Here is a 19,273-nt window from a genome sequence, read left to right as displayed (position 1 = left end):
GGTCATTGCAGAAGCATTTGAAAAAGTGTTCGGTCAGGAAAATATAGGAATATACGATGACTTTATAAAATTAGGCGGTGATTCATTAACTGCAATCCGCCTTGTGAGTTTACTTAAGGATTATAACATTTCTGCTGCAGATATTTTAAGTTTGCGCACCCCACATGCAATAGCCAATAATATCAATGATGTTTCTCTGGATTTGGACATTTATTCACTAGATTCAGGATGTCCTTTAAACGAATCTCAGCTGAATGTATATCTGGATATTGTAGCAAATGACAAGTCTGACTCTTACATGATTCCTCTTGTTATGGATATCGCCGGTGATTATACCGCCGATGCTGTAATTAACGCTTTAAATGAAATGATGGATGCTCATCCTGTTTTAGGAATGTGCGTCAGTGATGAATTTGACATTCCTTACTTAGTTAAAGGATCAAAACCAGCCATTACTGTTGAATCTGATGTCAGTGATGAGCATATTAACAAATTCTTATTGAAACCTTTCGATTTGCATGATTGCCTGTGCAGGTTTTTAGTTGTTGAAAATGACTCAGGATTTAAATTATTTGCTGTTTTCCACCACATTATCTTTGATGCGTTATCTGAGGCAATATTTAAAAAAGACCTGCAGTCTATTCTTGACGGAAAAACTGTTGACGCCGATAAATCATTTTTAAAAGTGTCTGCGTTCACTCAGCAGATTCAAAAATCCGATGAATTTGCAGAGGCCGAGGAGTTTTTTAACTCCATGCTGGCTGATAGTGACAGTGCAGGTGTGCTGCCGGATAGCGTACGGTCTGATGGACCGGGTTATTGCGCAATGAATTTAGATACGGATTATAAGTCATTTAATTCATTTTTAGATAAGTATAATGTCAGTGAAAACATTTTATTCAGCAGTGCTTTTGCCTATACTTTATCCAGATTTGCCGGAGACAGTAAAGTTCTATTCAACATTGTTGAAAACGGCCGTGACAGATTTTCAAATTATGACTCCATTGGAATGTTTGTAAATACCCTACCTCTGCTTGTTGAGTGTAAAAATCAGGATATCCGCTCATTTATGGAACATGTCTCACACAGGGTTTATGATGTAATGAGATACAATTATTATCCGTTCAGATTGCTTGCAAATAAATTTGATATTAATTCAGATATTTTATTCCAGTTTATTCCTGACTGGATTAGGGATACTGGTAATTCTGATGAATTTGACAATGAGAAAAATGACTTATTAAATAAATTTGATGATTTGATAGCTGATTTGATTGTTGAAATTATTCAAAAAGAGGATAATTATATTTTAAGCGTTTCATATTCTCACAGGTATTCCGGTGAGTTTATTGGACGTTTCATTAAAACTTACAAGTTAATTTTACACGGCATTTTAAATGCTCAAAAATTAAGCGAAATCAGTTATATTACAAAAGAGGATGCTGAACTGCTGGACAGCTTAAATCAGACCGAGCATGATCTGGAATATGGAAATGTCCTGGATGCTTTCAATCACAATCTGGTTAAAAATTCTCGCAATAATCTTGTATCTTATGGGGATGTTTCTTATTCTTATGGCGAAGGAGCATTTATAGCTTGTGAAATTGCAGAAAAACTGAAAGCATTAAGTGTTGATTCAACAGATTGTATCGGATTTTTACTTCCGCGCAGTGAATTATACCCATTTGCTGTTTTAGGTATAATGTCAATGGGTGCTGTTTATGTTCCTTTAGATGATGCTCTTCCTGACGAGAGCATACAGTTCATGCTGGATGATTGTGAAATTAAAGCCGTTCTTGTAAGCGATTCTACTTACAGACGTGCTGAAAAGCTGATAAATACAAATACTGTACTTTTAAATATTTCAGACATTGTTAAAGGTGAAATTAAAACATTGACAAGTTTGCCTGTGAAGTATAATGATTTGACCTGTATTTTATATACCAGCGGAACAACAGGAGTTCCTAAAGGAGTTAAAATCACCCGAAAATCAATTGTCAATGTCAGCCAGTATTATAGCGATAATTATGGTCTGAATAACAATGATGTTTTCGCACTGTTCTCAGCAATTGGTTTTGACGTATCCAATTTCATTATTGCTGCGGTTCTCTACAGCGGATCTTGTCTCAGCGTGATTCCTGAAGACATCAGGCTGAATATGGTGGAAATGAACAATTATTTCACCACACATGGCGTTACTCACGCATTCTTAACAACCCAGATAGCTAAGCTCTTTATGGAAAGCGTCAGTGATATTTCCTTGGATGTTCTGCTTGTTGCCGGTGAAAAACTGGGTGAAGTTGAAAATCCTGACAATTATGAGCTGATTGATGCATACGGTCCAACAGAAGCATTTGCATTCATGTCTTCCATCAATAACAGAAATAAGATAAATCCGTCTTCTGTAGGGCATTTGAATTACAATACCAAAGCTTACGTATTGGACGGGGAAAACAGGCGCGTACCATTCGGTGCTGTCGGTGAGCTGTGCATTTCAGGCTACCAGATTGCTGACGGTTACCTGAACCGTGAATATGAAACACAAAAAGCATTCACTGAAAATCCTTTTGATGACTATCCTCTGCTGTACCGCACCGGAGATATGGTCAGATTACTGCCAGACGCTTCCATAGGCATTGTAGGACGTCGTGACAGCCAGGTAAAAATCAGAGGAAACCGTGTTGAATTATCAGAAGTTGAAGCAGCAATCCGTGAAATAGACTATATTGAAGACGTTACCGTTCACACCATTAAAAACGGAGATAACAATGAGCTTGTAGCTTATGTCGTATCTGATAAAACAGACAATCTGAAAGATTCAATATGTGATTATGTCTCCACACATAAACCGGATTATATAGTTCCTTCATTTGTCATTAAACTGGACAGCATTCCTTTGAATATTAACGGCAAGGTTGACCGCCGTGCACTGCCTGAAGTGGATGTTTCTTCACTGGGTGAGGAGTATGTTCCTCCATCAACAGAAATCGAAAAGAAAATTGTCAATGCATTTGAGGTAGTGTTTAATCAAAAAGGCATTGGATTAAATGATGACTTTGTCCGTTTAGGTGGAGATTCTATTACGGCAATTCGTCTTATTACATTGCTTGAAAAAGAAAGTATTTCTTGTCGTGCTACAGATATACTGAATTATAAAACTCCATACATTATTGCAAAAAATGTGGAAAAAATAACTAAAAAATCTTACGCAGCAACTGAGGGAGAAGTTGATTTATTACCTGTTCAATCATATTTCTTTGATCAGCTTAACACCAATGATTTTTCACAGAAATTCATTCTTAAATCCAAGACTGCACTGGATTTGAAAATTTTACAAAGGGCTTTTGATGAATTAACAAATATTCATGACATGTTAAGAGCAACATATAAATACAGAAATGACAGTGTTGTGCAGGAGATTCTGCCTTTAAATACAAGTGTCTGTCAAATTAAGGAATATTCAACAGCCAGTTTGGATAAAGGTATTGAAAAAATCATTAAAGAATCTGAAATGTCCCTTGACATTGAAAATCAGCTGATTAAATTCTCTCTGGTTCACTGTGATAGTGAAGATTATATTGTTATTGTTATTCATCATCTGATTGTTGACGGCGTTAGCTGGAGCATATTAATTGATGATTTGACCTATATCTATAATCAAATTAAAAAAGATGGTGAAATCAATCTTTTAAGACCATATCCTTATAAAAACTGGGTTGAAAATGTTAAAGATTTAATTGAAGATATTTCTGAAGATGAAAAACAGCACTGGGCTAAAATTAACGGATTACTGGATGACACACTCATTAAAGGCAAATCCAAAGGATTTTATTTCAATGCTGATGCTTTATTTAATATTGACAACCAGCTGATGCTGAAAGAAGAGGAATATCTGGCTTTAGCTATATCCAGAGCTTATAAAAAGACCTACAGAGAAGACATTATATTTAACCGTGAGTCATATGGTCGTGATGAAAGTCTGGCAGAGGTTGGCGGAACCGTCGGCTGGTTTACCAGTCAGTTCCCTGTTCTTGTTGATGTAAATAATGAATATGACACCATTTCATTAATGAGTGATGTTTACAGCATAAAAAATGCATTAAATGATGTTAAGCATTTAGGTTTGAATTACGGATCTTTAATTTACACTACTGAAGAACTGGAATATAAACACTGTCCGGTTACATTCAATTTCTTAAGCACAGAGTTTTCATATGAAAATGAGTTATTTGTATCAGTAAATAAAACAGAAGATTCCTCTGATGAATTACAGACAGTTGATTTGGACTCTGATTCTTATGGCATTAGCCTAAATGTTTCCCGTGACGGTGATTCTTACACAGTTGGCGGAGATTATGCTGACGGCACATATCTATCAGACAAATTTGAGGAATTTGTTGACAATATTAAATATGAATTAAGGTTTATCGGTACTTATGAATCAGATGCCATTGTTTGTGCCTTGTCTGAACCTCAGCTAGGTATTTATTTAGATGAAAAAGTTAATGAAATAGGCACAGCGTATTCTGCTGCGGGAATATTGGAATGTGGAAAGCATTCTATTGATGAAATTAAAAACGCCATCCATAAGTTAACTGATAAACATCCTGTTTTATTGAGCCGTGTTGTTGATGGGGAAGTTCCATTACTGTATTGTGACAGTTATCCTTCAGTAGATGTAGTGAAATCCGGCGATTATTCAGAACTGATTAAGTCATTTGATTTAAATGAATCTCTGGCCCGTTTTTATATTATTGAAGATAATGATTCCAGATTCGTATTTTATGATATGCATCATATTATCTGTGATGCTACAAGCCGCACAATTATCAATAAAGAATTGACATTAGCTTTAAATGGTGAATTGGATGATGAAGTGGATTTAGGCTTTGTTCATGCAAGCCGTGATTCCTTTGATTTTAAATTTGATTTCAGTTACGATGAAGCTCATGAATTTTATAGGGGCAATCTTTGTGATGCAGATGATGTAAGTGAATTAATGAATGATGTTGACGGAAGCAATAATCATATCCAGCTTCCTATAAGAGACATTCGTGATAACGTGGAAGCATTTTGCCGTGAATACGGTATTACTGTAAGCAATTTATTTAATGCAGTATTTGCCTACACCTACTCCCGTTTTACCGGCAGTGAAAAGGTTTATTATACTTTTACTGAGCATGGCCGCCATAAAGATTACACTCAGGATGCACTGGGCATGTATGTTCGCACAATTCCAGTAATTATTGACTGTAAAAGCAGGTCTGTCGGCGAATATCTCTCTTATGTTTCCGGGTTGATACTGGATGCTATGAAATACAGTGTTTATCCGTTCCGTTTACTTGCTCATGAATTTAATCTGAATAAAAATGTTTCATTTGAATATAATGCGGATTTAAATGATATAGACATTGGAGATGAACTGGTCATTAAAGATTCAGATATCGGCCTGGTTTCTGATTTCTTATGCATTGTCAATGATCTGGCTGACGGTTATGTGGTATCTGTTCAGTCCTGTGATAAATACTCTGATGATACAGTTACCAGATTTTTAAATTCATTTAAAGAAATTCTGATTCAGATTTTGGATAAAGATAATTTATCCGATATCAATTACACATCCGAATCTGATTTAAATATTTTGGACAGTTATAATCTAACAGAACATAATTTAGAATACAGTGACGTTTTGGATGCATTTAATGATAATCTGGCAAAGTATCCTGACAAAACTCTTGTTTCATTCAAGGATGTTTCATATACTTACGCTGAAAGTGCATTTATTGCATATAAGCTGGCTGAGAGGTTAATTGAGTTAGGAGTAACTTCAAATGACTGCGTTTCATTCATGGTTGAACGTAGTGAACTATATATGTTCTCTATTTTAGGTATTCTGTCAATGGGTGGTGTTTATGTCCCTCTGGATGATAAGTTGCCTGATGAGCGCATAGAGTTCATGATAAATGATACAAAATCCAAAGTTATTATTGTTAGTGATGGGACTTATAATCGGGCTCTAAATTTGGCTGAGAATTGTTTAATTTTGAATATTTCTGATATTGTTAATGGTGAAATTAAACAGTTAAATAGCTTAAATAATAATTATGGTGATTTAGCTTGTATTTTATACACTAGCGGTAGCACTGGCCTCCCTAAAGGAGTAAAAATCACTAGAAAATCTATAATTAATTTCATTGATTTTCATGTTCATGATTTAGAAATTTTATCAGATGATGTTTATGGTTTATTTGCATCTATTGGTTTTGATGTAGCAATGGCAGCAATGTTTTCAGTAATTTATTCGGGAGCTTGTTTAGATGTTATTCCTGAGGATGTAAGATTAAATATAAGGGAATTAAATAATCATTTCATAGAATATGGTGTTACTCATACATATATCACTACACAAATAGCCAAATTGTTTATAAATCAAATTGAGGAAACTTCGCTTAAGGTGCTAGTTGCAGGTGGTGAAAAATTAGGTGACATTGATGTATTTAGACATTATCGTATTGTTGATGCATATGGGCCTACTGAGGCTTGTGTATATGTAATTAGTGCTACAACAATTGATAAAATTGATTCAAGTAGTGTGGGGCATGTGCATGCTAATACAAAAGCATACGTTTTGGATAGTGAATTTAGGCGAGTGCCTATAGGTGCAGTAGGGGAGTTATATTTATCTGGAAGTCAACTTGCTAAGGGTTACTTGAATAGGGATGAAGAAACTGTTAAATCATTTATGAATAATCCTTTTGAAAGTAATTCTGAATATTGTGAATTATATTGCACAGGGGATGTTGCAAGGGTTCTGCCTGATGGAACTTATGGTATTGTTGGTCGTCGTGATAGTCAGGTTAAAATTAGGGGGAATCGTGTTGAATTATTGGAAGTGGAATCAGTAATAAGAAACATGGATATTATATCTGATGTCACTGTTCAAACTGTTAATAATGATGGGAATAAAGAATTAGTGGCATATGTCGTTTTATCCAATCAAGAGTTTTGTGGTAATATTAGGGATATCATTTGTGATTATGTGAATGAACTTAAACCGGAGTATATGATTCCATCTTATGTTGTGAGATTAGAATCTATTCCATTAAATGTTAATGGGAAAGTTGATAAGCGCAGACTGCCGGAAGTTGATTTGGACAGTTTACGTAAGGATTACGTTGGCCCAAGAAACAAAAAAGAAAAAGAAATAGTCAGGGCTTTTGAAAAAGTATTTGATTTTGATAAAATCAGCATATATGATGATTTTATCCAATTGGGAGGAGATTCCCTTACTGCTGTTAAATTAATACAATATATTGAATCAAATGACGTCGTTACAGCAGATATTTTAAAATTACGCACTCCCGAAGCAATTGCCAAAAATATGGATGATATTTCTTTTGATTTGGATATCTACTCTTTGGAAAGCGGATGTCCTTTGAATGCATCTCAAATTAACGTATTTGCAGACGTGACCTTATTTAATAAAGTTGATGCTTACCAGATTTCAAATTACATAAAGATTGCGAAAAGCTATTCTCTTGAGGATATAGTTGACGCATTGGACAGATTATTATATGCTCATCCTATTTTAAGCATGATTTTAAGCGATGAATATGAAGTAGATAAAAAAAACAGCGTAAGTACTCGCCAGGCTTTAGAAGATCTGCTTAGAATAGCTAAAAAAGTAGGAATTAATGAAATCACAAAGCTTATCAAATCTTTCGGATTGAGGAATCTGGACGGCCTTTACAATATGCTTAAAATTTCAATAAGATTTTTTAAAGGAGAATACCCATATTTAATAAAAGGACCTAAACCTCCAATTTCAATTCACTCAAACTTTGATAGAGATATTCTGATAGATTTCCTATCTGAGAGTTTGAATTTTGATTCAAGTTTGTCAAAATTCATGATTATGGAATCTGATGATTCATATTATTTATTTTACATGATTCATCATATTATATTCGATGCTACATCCCAAAATGTATTTAAAAACAATTTCTGGACTCTTCTTGATGGAGGCAGCGTTGATTTGGATGATACATTTTTAAGAGTGTCTGCTTTTACACATCAAATAAGAAAAACTGAGAAATTTGATGAAGCAAAAGAGTTTTACGAATCAATGCTTGGAGATGTTGGCAAAGCAGGACATTTACCGCAAGACAATTCCTCAAAAGGATATGCAATATCCGAATATGATATGGAATTTGATAAAAATGCATTAAAATCATTTTTAAATAATGCTGAAGTCAGTGAAAATATATTATTCACCAGCGTTTTTTCATATGCCCTATCGAAAGTCGTTGAAAACTATAAAGTTTCATTCATTATGGTTGAAAACGGACGTGACAGGTTTAGTGAAAATTTCATTGATATGACATCCAATGTAATGCCGTTGTTAGTTGACTGCAGTGACCAAAGCGTAGGCTCATTTATGGAAAATGTTTCAGATATCATTTACGGATCAATGAAATACAGCTATTATCCGCTTTTAATGCTTTATCAGAAATATGATATCCAGATTAAAATCATGTTTCAGTTTTTACCTAACTGGATATCTGAGGAAATCGAAGATATAGAAGAAATCAGCTCTTCAGAAATTATGGATTATGTTTTCGGCTCTTATAATGATTTTCTAGCAGATTTATTTGTTCAGGTTACCCAGAACGGTGACGATTATAAATTACTTATTATAAATTCAAAAAAATATTCTGATAAAATGATTAACGATTTCAAAAATATTTACATGTCAATTTTATCGGATATTATCAATGCAGATATGTCATCTGATTTAAGTAAACTAAAAAAAAGTTAAAAGATGAAGAGCTATAACTCTCCATTTTCACGACGTTTTTCAAGAAGTTCCAGACCTAAATCTCCAAGCTTGTACTTTTGGATTTTACCGCTTGTAGTAAGAGGGAACTCATCTACAAAGAACACGTATTTAGGAACTTTATATCTTGCAATGGAACCTATACAGAAATCACGGATGTCCGCTTCTGTAACGTCGTCAAAGCCATCTTCCTTAATGATGAATGCACCGACGATTTCCCCATATTTTTCATCAGGAATTCCTGCAACCTGAACGTCCTGAACACAATCGTGAGTAAAGAGGAACTCTTCGATTTCACGAGGATAGATGTTTTCTCCTCCTCTGATGATCATGTCCTTGATACGTCCTACAATGGAATAGTATCCTTCTTCGTCAACTGTTGCAAGGTCTCCTGAGTGAAGCCATCCGTCAGGCTCGATTGTCTCAGCAGTCTTTTCAGGCATGTTGTAGTATCCTTTCATTACGTTGAAACCCCTGCACATTATCTCACCGGTTTCGCCCGGACCCAGTTCCTCACCGGTTTCAGGATCTACAATCTTGACTTCAATATTCGGGAACTTGCGTCCGACAGTATTGATTTTTTTCTCGAATGAATCTGCAGCATTGGTCTGTGTAAAACCAGGAGCAGCTTCTGTAAGGCCGTATACACTGGTAATCTCTTTCATGTTCATCTTTTCGATTGCATCCTTCATGGTTTCAACAGGGCATGTGGAACCTGCCATGATTCCTGTTCTCAGTGAGCTCATGTCAAACATGTCAAACATAGGATGGTTCATCATTCCGATAAACATTGTAGGAACACCGTAGATTGAAGTACATTTTTCCTTCTGGATTGAAGAGATAGCTAAAAGAGGATCATATTCCTCTAAAACAACCATGGTTGAACCGTGAGTGATTACTGCCATTACTCCTAAAACTGTACCGAAACAGTGGAAAAGAGGCACCTGCAGTAATAACCTGTCCTTTTCTGTGTAGTTCATGTTTTCTCCAATGTAATAACCGTCGTTTACGATGTTACGGCTTGTAAGCATTACGCCTTTAGGGAATCCTTCTGTACCGGAAGTATACTGCATGTTGATTACGTCATGCTGAGTTACTGCATCCTTTACTTTCTGGTATTCGTCATCGTCATAGTTCATACCGAGTAAGATAAGCTCATTTGTATTGTACATTCCACGGTGTTTTTCCTGTCCGACATGGAAAATGAATTTGAGATGAGGGAATTTCTCAGCAATTAAATGACCTCTTGCGCAGCTTTTAAGTTCAGGTACAAGTTCGTTAATTATATCAAAATAGCTTGTATCCCTGAATCCGTCTGTCATAGCCAGAGCTTTCATATCAGACTGTTTCAGCACATATTCAAGTTCGTGTGACTGGTATGCTGTGTTTACTGTAACGATTGTTGCACCTATTTTTGCAGTTGCAAACATATAGGTCAACCATTCAGGAACGTTTTTAGCCCAAATTCCAACGTGGTCTCCTTTTTTAATTCCGATAGCCAGCATTCCTTTTGCCAGATTGTCTATTCTTTCATCAAATTCCTTGTATGTAAATCTTAAGTTTCTGTCCGGATATACGATAAATTCATGGTCCGGCTGTTTTTCAACCATTGTTTCGAAAAATTTTCCCAGTGGCAGTTCTGTAAATAGTTCACTCATTTTATACTCCTCCGTTAATGTTTGTTGTTTGTAGATTTTGGCCCAATATGTTTAAACGCAACAGCAACAATCCCAACTCATGAGTAAATAAATGCATTTTTCCAACTAGGTCGTATTTTAATTCTAATTTAAACATATCATCAAGCCTCTCGTTAATTGTTTTAGTATGGAGTGTAGAGTACCGCTAAGATTTTAGCCTTGTCGTTTCCGCTTGCGTGAAGGTGGTGTGGCACTACTGAGTCGTAAAAGATTGTGTCTCCTTTGCCTATTGTGAATGTGTCTTTTCCATAGATTAATTCAATTTCTCCTTCAAGTACATAGATGAACTCTTCGCCTTCGTGGGATGAAAGTTCCTTATCCCCTTCTTCAAAATCAATGTCAATGATGAAAGGATCTATGTTTCTGTCTATTTTACCTGCTCCTAAGGAGTGGAATTCAAGATTGGTTGCATTTGTAACGTCTTCACGTCCTGAAAAGTAAAGTGAATTTTCGGTTTTACCTCCTCGGGTTACAACAGGTCCGAGTTCAGGTGTGTCATCGAGAAATGTTCCGAGACGGACTCCTAAAGCTCTTGCCATTTTGGTTAATGGAGTAAGTGAAGGAATTACTTCACCGTTTTCCATAGCCTGGAGAACTTCAAGTTTTACACCGCTTCTCTCGGATAGCTCTTCGATTGTCATGTCTTGTCTTGCTCTTATGTCTTTAATCTTTTGTGCAAAATCTTCGTTTGTCATATTTTTCACTCATTTTGGATTGTTACTTAAATTATTTAAGTATTTATAACTATATTTAAAAAGATATATAAAAGTTACTTTTAAATGAAAATTTTTTAAACTTTATTTAGATTTGATTTGAAAAAGAATTAAAAAATTAGTGGTTTATTCAGAATTTGCAATGCTTTTTCAATATTGATTTAAAATATCTAAATTGTCTTAATTCAAAATAATTGAGCTTATTTAATACAAAAAACATATATAAAAGCATATACAATCTATTAGTGTAGAGATTAATCCTCAAATCTTTACAAAAATCATGCAGAATTGAAATTAGTTGTGAATGAATCTAAAAAATTGGCGTATAAGGTTGGACTTCCAGCCTTATACTATTAAAAATCAGTTGCAGTTATCCCATAGCTGCTTATCTTTTTCATCCAAAGCATATATGGAATCTGCCTTTTTGAAAAATTCACCTGCATCTTTGAATTTTTCCATATCGTAATAGGTTAATGCTTTTCCTCTCAATGCATCAAATGACTGGCCGTCAACATTTAAGACGCTGTCATATATATCTATTGCATCTTCATAGTCTTCATTAAGTCTGTTTGCATCACCTATTGCCACTTTAGCATCAAGATTTTCTTCCAGTGCAAGGCTGTTTACAAACTCTTCAATAGCTTCATCATACTTTTCAATGTTAATCAGCGCTTTTCCCTTAATGAGATATGCTTCAGGATTCAAATCATTTACCTCAATAGCCTTATTGCATAATCCGATTATTCTTAAGTTTGTTTTTTCAGCATAATCAGGATTGTCTATAGAATCCAGACGTTTGAATTTCCTTCTGGCTCTTCTTACATAATCAGCGTCCCTGTTCAGTGCAACTTTGGCATTTCTGGATGAATCCTTTAAAAATTCAAGATCCTCACGGGAATTTACAACTTCATCCTTAAATTCTGACAGGTCACAGACAACATCATCGATTTGATTTACAGCATCTTCACTGAATTCCTCCAAATCAATATCGTCAAACTGCTGTTTAAGTTCACTGGAATCCAAATCCTGAAGTATTATATCAGCTTCCTGCTTTAGATAGTCTATGCTGTCTGATATATTCTGAAGAAATGTGGATTCGAAATGAACCTTATCACCTGTTCTTCTTGAAACTTTAATATCTTCCCAATCTTTTTTCATCATATCACCTCTGCGAAATGATTGTTTAAAGTATTGGCAAAAAAGTATATAAATTTTTTTAAAAATAGTCTAATCCTTAAAATTTTCCGGAAACTCTGCCTTTAGCCCGTCAATAATGTCGCTTATAATGATTTCCTTTAAAGGTTCGCCTTCATATTCGAAATTATCCAGACATCCGTTATAGTCATAGCACATGTTCTTTTCATGGGTTTTGATAAAGCATTCCAGATTCATGCCTGTGATACGGGAGTACTCTTCAGCATATTTGAGAAAGATTTCATGACCGTCAAGAGCCCTGTTCCATGATCCTTCATAATATCTTATCTTGATGTCTGATTTGTCCTGCTTGTCATGCTGTCTTTTGACTTCATGAACCAAATCCTTGGCCTTAGCGATTTCCATATCATAAACCTCCCTATTGTCATCGTCACCCATGTTGGTGTAAAACATCTTCTGGGTTTTGGATAAATCATCAAGAAATGCAGAATCTCTGAAATAAAACATAGAGTGTTTGACAGGTTTTAAATCCTGAAATTCATTATCTTCAAATTTATCGAATGGAATCAGAGCATGCATGATTGAAAGCTCAGTAATTGATACGTTTCCTACAAATTTTACAAGTTCAGGATATTCATCTATGGTAAGTCCGTTGACATTTTTATAGTCAGGTTTCCATCCGAGCTTATGTCCTCTAAAACAGATGAAAAATGTCCTGTCAAAATCAATTGACCTGAAGTCATCTAGAATAATGCTTTTGTCGGTGTAGTCGTTTAGAAGAGAAAATGCAACGTCCCTATAGTAAAGAATAATGTCGTGCTTGGCACAGTATTCTTTAAGATATGGGAAAACCTCCTTTAAGAAGTAGTAATATTCACCGAACATATCATAAAATGTACTGGTAATCATCAATGTAACATGTTGAGTCGCCATAAATAAAATCCTCTTAATAATATTTTAGAATTTATTAGTATAAATAGTTTTAAAAATGTTCAAAATATTAATGAAAAAAATGAATTATTCCAAAACTAAAAAAATAAAATTAAGTAAATGTAAACAATGAAAAAAATAAATCCGAAAAATATATTCAAATGACTAATATATTTTACTCAAAAATAATTAATTGGGTTTAAAAAGTGCTTTATTTAAAATCGAATCTAAAAATATCCAAATCACATAAAAAAATTTTAAAATATTAAAAAAAAATGAATAAATTTAATATAAATTAAATTATTTAAAATTTTCAGGAAACTCAAGTTTAAGTTCATTCAGAATATCTTCATACATCACTTCGCCAAGAGGTCTTCCTTCATGAGAAAGTTGTGATAATGCTCCTTTTTCATCTGTGCAAAGATATTCCCTGTGAATGTCTACAAAATCATCCAGGGGATTTTCTGCAATTTCGGAGTATTTGCCAACATAATCCATAAACATTTCAAAGCCGTCGAGATTTTTATCCCATACTGCATCATAGTTTCTTATAAAAATACGGGCATGATTATCAGGATTATCATCAAAGGCATGCTTGATTTCGTTAATCAGATCTTTTGACTTGGCAACTTCTATATCCTGTATTGATTTGAGCTCGCCGTTGGTTTTATTAAGATAATATGGCTTAATTGAATCATCCAAATCATTTTCATATCCATGATTCCGGAAATAAAAAAGAGAATGCTTGACCGGTTGCAAATCGCATTTGACACCATCCACATATCTGTCAAAGGGCACCAGCGCATGCATGATTGCTAGTTCCGTAATAGAAACATTTCCTATATATCCAACAAGTTCAGGATACTCATCGATTGTAAGACCGTCAATATTCATGTGGTTAGGTCTCCATCCAAGTTTTTGAGCCCTGAAGCATATGAAAAATGTCCTGTCATAATCAATGAATCTGAAATCCTGAAGCACAATTCCCTTATCAGCTTCTTTTCTTGGAACTGAAAAAGCAACATCACGATAATTAATCTCAATATCATGTTTCAGACATTCTTCCTGGAGTTTTGGCAGCACTTCATTAATAAAACAGCTGTACTCAGCTACCATATCATAGAATGTACTGTTAATCATTAATGTTAGTGTTTTTTTAACCATTTTTCCCACAATAATAAATATATGTTCATAGTATATATAAGTAATTATAAAATTAGTTTTATAACAGCCGAATAAATTAAAACATTTTAAAAAAATTGAACCAAAATTAAAAATAATTTAACTGAACTGAATAAATTCTGAAAATTTTCAAATCATTAATAAAAAAAAGGAAAATAGGGAAAAACCCTATTTAATAACAATACTGCTTGTTTTGGAAATAGCATACTTGGAATTTCCGGAATAAATTACAACCTTATGCTTACCGACTTTCAAGGATTTTGTATTGATTTTAGCAACACCCTTGGAGTCAGTTTTAGCAGTGAAAGTTTTGTATTTTTTGCCGGTGTATACTTTGATTTTTACTTTTATATTTTTAACAGCCTTTTTGGTTGCTTTGTTTTTGACTGTTGCCTTAAAGTATTTGGATTTTTTCACTTTTGCAGTAACTTTTGGAGCAGTGACAGTGGTTTTTGCCTTAGCTACTTTAATGGATGAAGTGGTCTTTTTGACATTATAGTTAGTTGCAGATGAAGTGATTTCCACTTTATGAGTTCCGATAGCCAATTTTGAAGCGAGTGAAAATGATGCAACACCATTTTTAGTTGTTACATAATAAGTTTTGGATGTTTTTCCTGTGAAAACTTTTAAATTAAGTTTTAATCCATCAACTGCATTACCATATTCATCCTTGACAGTTACAGTGAATAATTTGCCTGAATCATAAGTAGTGGACAATGCTTTAGGAGCAACAGTTGTATCAAGAGTGATTTTTTGACTGATAGCAAATATCTGCTGTAAAGCTAATATGGTGGAACCTGTTGCGACAAATGAAACATTATTCTGATGATAGAATTTTGTTACATCAGTGTAGAATACACCAATAGAGTTTGAAGAGCCGTTCCATACATTTTCAGATACCTCACCATTGAAGATTATATTACCTTCACCAGGCTGTGCACTGGCTGCAAAAATAAGCATGTTTACTTTTTCAAACTGATTAACCTCACTGTCAATTTCTAAGGATGCATCAGTTTTAACAGTTCTTCCTGCCTTGTTGTAGCTGCTTGCAGAGAGTAAATCAGCACCGTTTCCAATGAATATGGTGGTTAAAAGATCACTGCCTGTCATATTGGTAAAGTAAATTAAAGTACTTGGATATACAGCAGTCAAACCTGACTGTTTAGTGATGATTAATGTATTGTTGCCTTCTGCAATTAAATCAGAAACGTCATATATGAACAATCCATATCCGTATTTACCGTAGGTACCTAAATTGGACTGGTCTCTGTAATGAGCTTTAGGGGCAACGGAAACGCCGTTGAAAGTTGTGTTAAATACAGGTCCTGCAACGCCGGATTTATCCCAGTTATATGCAACATAAACCAATGCGTTTGTAAATGTGGAATTTTCATCAAGTTTTATTTCCCAAACGTCGCTTCTGTTAGTTGTAGCGGCAGACATATATGTTGAATCATCTTTAACTAAAACTTCCATCATTCCTGTTATTTCATACTTTTGAGTATCTTCAATATAGGTTGCATTGTAAGCGAAAGCTTTGCCTAAATTACCATTGTACAATACAGGTACTGTTTTGTTTGCCTGAGCAACAACATTATCACCGTATTTAACATTGACTGCATAAGTGACTTTAACATTATCTGCACCGTTAACTGTTGTTTCATTTACAGGCCTGACTGTCTGGTCAGTCAACAGGACTGTAGCTGTACCGTCAATATCAGTTTCAGTGGAATTTACAACAACACCGTCAGCCAATAATTCAACAGTGTATTTTCCCGGTTTATTTGAGTTTACAGTAATTGTGACAGTATTGTTTGTGCCTGCATAGCAGGTATTTGTGTATTCGGTAGCAAGTGTTGCATCGGCACTAATGGAAGATGTTTTTAATAGTGATAAAACATTCTTTATTGAACCGTAGGCACTTGTTCCAGCATACATTGATAAAAATTCAGTATCTTCACCTTTTTTAAAATTATCAGTTACATCCCAGTAATTGTACTGATAGTAGTTGCCTGATGCATGGTCTTTAGCATCACCCAACAGTACATCATTGACTTTATAGCTGCCGTCAGCACTGGAAAGAACAATACTGTATAATTCTGCATTGTTTAAAGCAGTTATGTTTTTTGTTGAAAATACTGTTGTAACATTTGTTTTTGACCATTTTTGTGTAGAGTCAACCCAGTAGTTGATTACATCGCTGTCTCCGTCATCATATGCAATAACCAGTCCTATCAGTTTGATTCTGCCGTCAAAGGTTTTATTATCCATTTTGAAGGTGTCCACTTTAAGTGTTATTGCAGATCCGTTTAATCCTTTAAGAGAATCAGTAATATCATAATACATCTGATAGTCTGAGTAACATTTTGTTGTATGGTCATTGACCGGGTAAACAGTACCATCTGCAGAACCGTCTTCAATCCAGAGTTCCTCACTGGCTATCTGTTTTTCGCCGTTTTGTGTTATTAAACTTATGTTAGCGTTTGCTCCATGAGTATTTTTTGCACTTCCGCCATATACATTTACATAAACATTTGCGCTTTTAATATCCTGAGCATCAGCAGGTATGTCATAGCTTAGCTCACCACTTGTATTCCACGGATTTGCGGTTTTAATATCAACATCACCAGATACTTCACCGGATATTCCGTCCGGACCGTTATCTGCACTTACCGCACTAAGAGAAAAAACAATCATGAAAACCAAAGCAAAAATAAAAACTAATGATTTCCTTTTCATAATATCCCTAAACAATTTTGTAGGCAGTTTATATATAAAGCATAAGGAATAAGAGATTTTTCAAATAAGAATTTTAATGCAATAAATAAAACAGCCTCAATTAAAATAGAGTAGTAATAACAATATAAAGATTATCTTATTACTAAATCAAGAAAAAAGCCCATAAAAGTATTACTTTTGCAAAATAGTAATACTCAACAAAGAAAAAAATTATAAAATGTAATACTTTAAAAAAATTTTTAATGATAAAAAGTAATACTTTTTACCAAATTTCTATTAACCTTCAACCATTATCAGCTTACCCGTGGAAGGGTCCTTATATACTTTACCCATTTCCATATATCCCTGACCGGAACTTTCTGAAGACTCCGGAGTCTCGTTTAGCTCCTGACCTTCAGTCACTTCAGTAATATTGGTTGGAGACTGCTGAACAGCTTGAGAAGGGTCTTGAGAGGTATCCTGAAATATGACACTCTGCATATTCCAGCTGATTACAACAAAAATCAAAAAGCCAACAGCAATAACAAGCATTGCATCTACAAGGTTGGAAGTTCCTGCCATAGGGTCCTCTTCACCCTCGCTGAATCGTTTTTTGCATTTGCGCCTGACCATATATAGAGCTCCATCAATGTTTTAACTTATCCAAAAGCGCATCACACAACGCATCCAGATTGGAAAGGTCCTCTTCATACCATCTGCGTCGGATTTTTGAAACAAAATATCCCACTGCACCTGCACCGATACCGACAACTGTTGTATCGAATGCTACAATGATAGCATTTGCAAGGGTATTTACGTCACCAGCTCCCAATGCCGCAAGACCAGGACCCATTGGAATTAAAGTACCCATCAGCCCTAAAGTAGGACCAATACGTGTAACGATATCTGTTCTTTCAATCCTTTTAGCAGAATTTGCCTCTTCAAATTCAACCAGCTTTCTTGCAAGAGTCTCTCTGGTTTGTGCAGTTAGGCTGTCACCTCTTAAAATCTTAACCAAAATGACTTTCTGATTGTCATAAAGCTTAGCGTTTTTAATGACATTCATCAGCTCATCACTTGACTGTGCATTGGATATTGCATAAATCAGTTTTTCAAGAGCCTCAGGAGATACCTTTTTTCTTGAAGTATACTCCGCAATCAGACTTCCCAGTGTAACCACTGCAAAAAATGCGAAGATTACAAGAAATATAATTACAGGAATCTGCAGGCTTTGAGCAATCATATTCAAACCGGAAGTTAGAATTTCACTTCCCGGAACAGTAGTAACCATAATAACACCTCAGTCCAAATAACTATTGTTTTTAAAGTAAAATCCGCCTAAAAACATTATCAATAACATTAATCCTAAAACAGCCAGAATATATTCAGGAGACTGAATAGATATTGCATCCATAGGGTCTGCAAGCAGTGCTGTTATATTCGGCAGGAACAATGCGGAAATCAGGAAATAAATTCCTAAAAAGAGCATGAAGTTACCTAGCACAATAGGATAAGGTTTTTTGATAAACTGAACAAGATAATTTGAAGCATAATAAGTCACTAAAATTGTCAGCATCAAAGCGCCCGCAACAATTACACTTAAATTCATCAGCCCAAGTCCTACAGTAGGTGCGACCAGCATAATACTTACAATAATTGATCCGAAACAGCACGGACATGGTGCAACAACCGCCATACAGGTTGCAGCAGTAGTATTCTTTTCAAATACCTTATATTCCCTTATTGTAAATATTCCTGCAAGAATCATAATTACTGCCATTATCAAAAAGAACTCAAAATTATAAGTATAAATCAGATCTGTTATCTGAGTTGTGAAAAATGATGAAATTTCAGTCAAAATTAAAACTCCACCACCATAACCAATAGTAACCATTGCCAAATATCTCTTGGACATATTTGCCAGACCTGTTGCAAGGCCCAGTTTTATTCCAAATATCAAAACTGCTGATAAAATACCCAGCTGCCATAATAAACTAATTACATCCATTTCCTTACCTCTAAAATAAAAAAATTAAATGAAC

At 34.7% G+C, this 19,273-nt stretch carries 10 protein-coding genes; 1 reads left to right on the top strand and 9 read right to left on the bottom strand.

The window, feature by feature from the left end; genetic code table 11:
• Positions 1–4: 4 nt before the first annotated feature.
• Positions 5–8,818: an amino acid adenylation domain-containing protein gene (locus QZN33_RS06385; protein WP_342764140.1), complete on the top strand. Its 8,814-nt coding sequence runs from the start codon at positions 5–7 to the stop codon at positions 8,816–8,818.
• Positions 8,819–8,829: 11 nt separating this feature from the next.
• Here QZN33_RS06385 and QZN33_RS06380 read toward each other — a convergent pair whose 3' ends face one another.
• The 9 genes from QZN33_RS06380 to QZN33_RS06340 form a co-directional block, all read right to left on the bottom strand.
• The gene (locus QZN33_RS06380) at positions 8,830–10,494 is read right to left on the bottom strand and encodes an AMP-binding protein (protein ID WP_296790121.1); all 1,665 of its coding nucleotides are present in this window, start codon (positions 10,492–10,494) and stop codon (positions 8,830–8,832) included.
• A 161-nt stretch (positions 10,495–10,655) separates the two neighbouring features.
• Positions 10,656–11,228, bottom strand: a complete 573-nt coding sequence (locus QZN33_RS06375) for a helix-turn-helix domain-containing protein (RefSeq protein ID WP_296790120.1) — start codon at positions 11,226–11,228, stop codon at positions 10,656–10,658.
• Between the two features lie 378 nt (positions 11,229–11,606).
• Positions 11,607–12,404, bottom strand: a complete 798-nt coding sequence (locus tag QZN33_RS06370; protein WP_296790119.1) for a tetratricopeptide repeat protein — start codon at positions 12,402–12,404, stop codon at positions 11,607–11,609.
• A 69-nt stretch (positions 12,405–12,473) separates the two neighbouring features.
• A complete protein-coding gene (locus tag QZN33_RS06365) occupies positions 12,474–13,334 on the bottom strand; it encodes a hypothetical protein (RefSeq protein WP_296790118.1) in 861 nt (286 codons plus the stop codon).
• A gap of 297 nt (positions 13,335–13,631) precedes the next feature.
• The gene (locus QZN33_RS06360; RefSeq protein ID WP_296790117.1) at positions 13,632–14,495 is read right to left on the bottom strand and encodes a hypothetical protein; all 864 of its coding nucleotides are present in this window, start codon (positions 14,493–14,495) and stop codon (positions 13,632–13,634) included.
• A 186-nt stretch (positions 14,496–14,681) separates the two neighbouring features.
• Positions 14,682–17,252, bottom strand: coding sequence for a DUF3344 domain-containing protein (locus QZN33_RS06355; RefSeq protein ID WP_296790116.1), 2,571 nt, complete (start codon positions 17,250–17,252; stop codon positions 14,682–14,684).
• 276 nt (positions 17,253–17,528) lie between these two features.
• A complete protein-coding gene (locus QZN33_RS06350) occupies positions 17,529–17,864 on the bottom strand; it encodes a DUF2149 domain-containing protein (protein ID WP_296790115.1) in 336 nt (111 codons plus the stop codon).
• A 13-nt stretch (positions 17,865–17,877) separates the two neighbouring features.
• Positions 17,878–18,522, bottom strand: coding sequence for a MotA/TolQ/ExbB proton channel family protein (locus QZN33_RS06345; protein ID WP_296790114.1), 645 nt, complete (start codon positions 18,520–18,522; stop codon positions 17,878–17,880).
• A gap of 9 nt (positions 18,523–18,531) precedes the next feature.
• The gene (locus QZN33_RS06340) at positions 18,532–19,239 is read right to left on the bottom strand and encodes a DUF2162 domain-containing protein (RefSeq protein WP_296790113.1); all 708 of its coding nucleotides are present in this window, start codon (positions 19,237–19,239) and stop codon (positions 18,532–18,534) included.
• Positions 19,240–19,273 lie beyond the last annotated feature (34 nt).

The sequence above is a fragment of the uncultured Methanobrevibacter sp. genome, from assembly GCF_900314615.1.
In the GTDB taxonomy this organism is placed as follows: domain Archaea; phylum Methanobacteriota; class Methanobacteria; order Methanobacteriales; family Methanobacteriaceae; genus Methanocatella.
Note: the sequence above shows the minus strand (reverse complement) of the source record. Positions and strands in the feature narration are given on the sequence as shown.

What these genes read in the sequence shown, in the direction of transcription:
- QZN33_RS06340 (WP_296790113.1), bottom strand. Translation starts at nt 19,239, where the DNA reads ATGGATGTAATTAGTTTATTATGGCAGCTGGGTATTTTATCAGCAGTT.
- QZN33_RS06350 (WP_296790115.1), bottom strand. Translation starts at nt 17,864, where the DNA reads ATGGTCAGGCGCAAATGCAAAAAACGATTCAGCGAGGGTGAAGAGGAC.
- QZN33_RS06355 (WP_296790116.1), bottom strand. Translation starts at nt 17,252, where the DNA reads ATGAAAAGGAAATCATTAGTTTTTATTTTTGCTTTGGTTTTCATGATT.
- QZN33_RS06370 (WP_296790119.1), bottom strand. Translation starts at nt 12,404, where the DNA reads ATGAAAAAAGATTGGGAAGATATTAAAGTTTCAAGAAGAACAGGTGAT.
- QZN33_RS06345 (WP_296790114.1), bottom strand. Translation starts at nt 18,522, where the DNA reads ATGGTTACTACTGTTCCGGGAAGTGAAATTCTAACTTCCGGTTTGAAT.
- QZN33_RS06380 (WP_296790121.1), bottom strand. Translation starts at nt 10,494, where the DNA reads ATGAGTGAACTATTTACAGAACTGCCACTGGGAAAATTTTTCGAAACA.
- QZN33_RS06365 (WP_296790118.1), bottom strand. Translation starts at nt 13,334, where the DNA reads ATGGCGACTCAACATGTTACATTGATGATTACCAGTACATTTTATGAT.
- QZN33_RS06360 (WP_296790117.1), bottom strand. Translation starts at nt 14,495, where the DNA reads ATGGTTAAAAAAACACTAACATTAATGATTAACAGTACATTCTATGAT.
- QZN33_RS06375 (WP_296790120.1), bottom strand. Translation starts at nt 11,228, where the DNA reads ATGACAAACGAAGATTTTGCACAAAAGATTAAAGACATAAGAGCAAGA.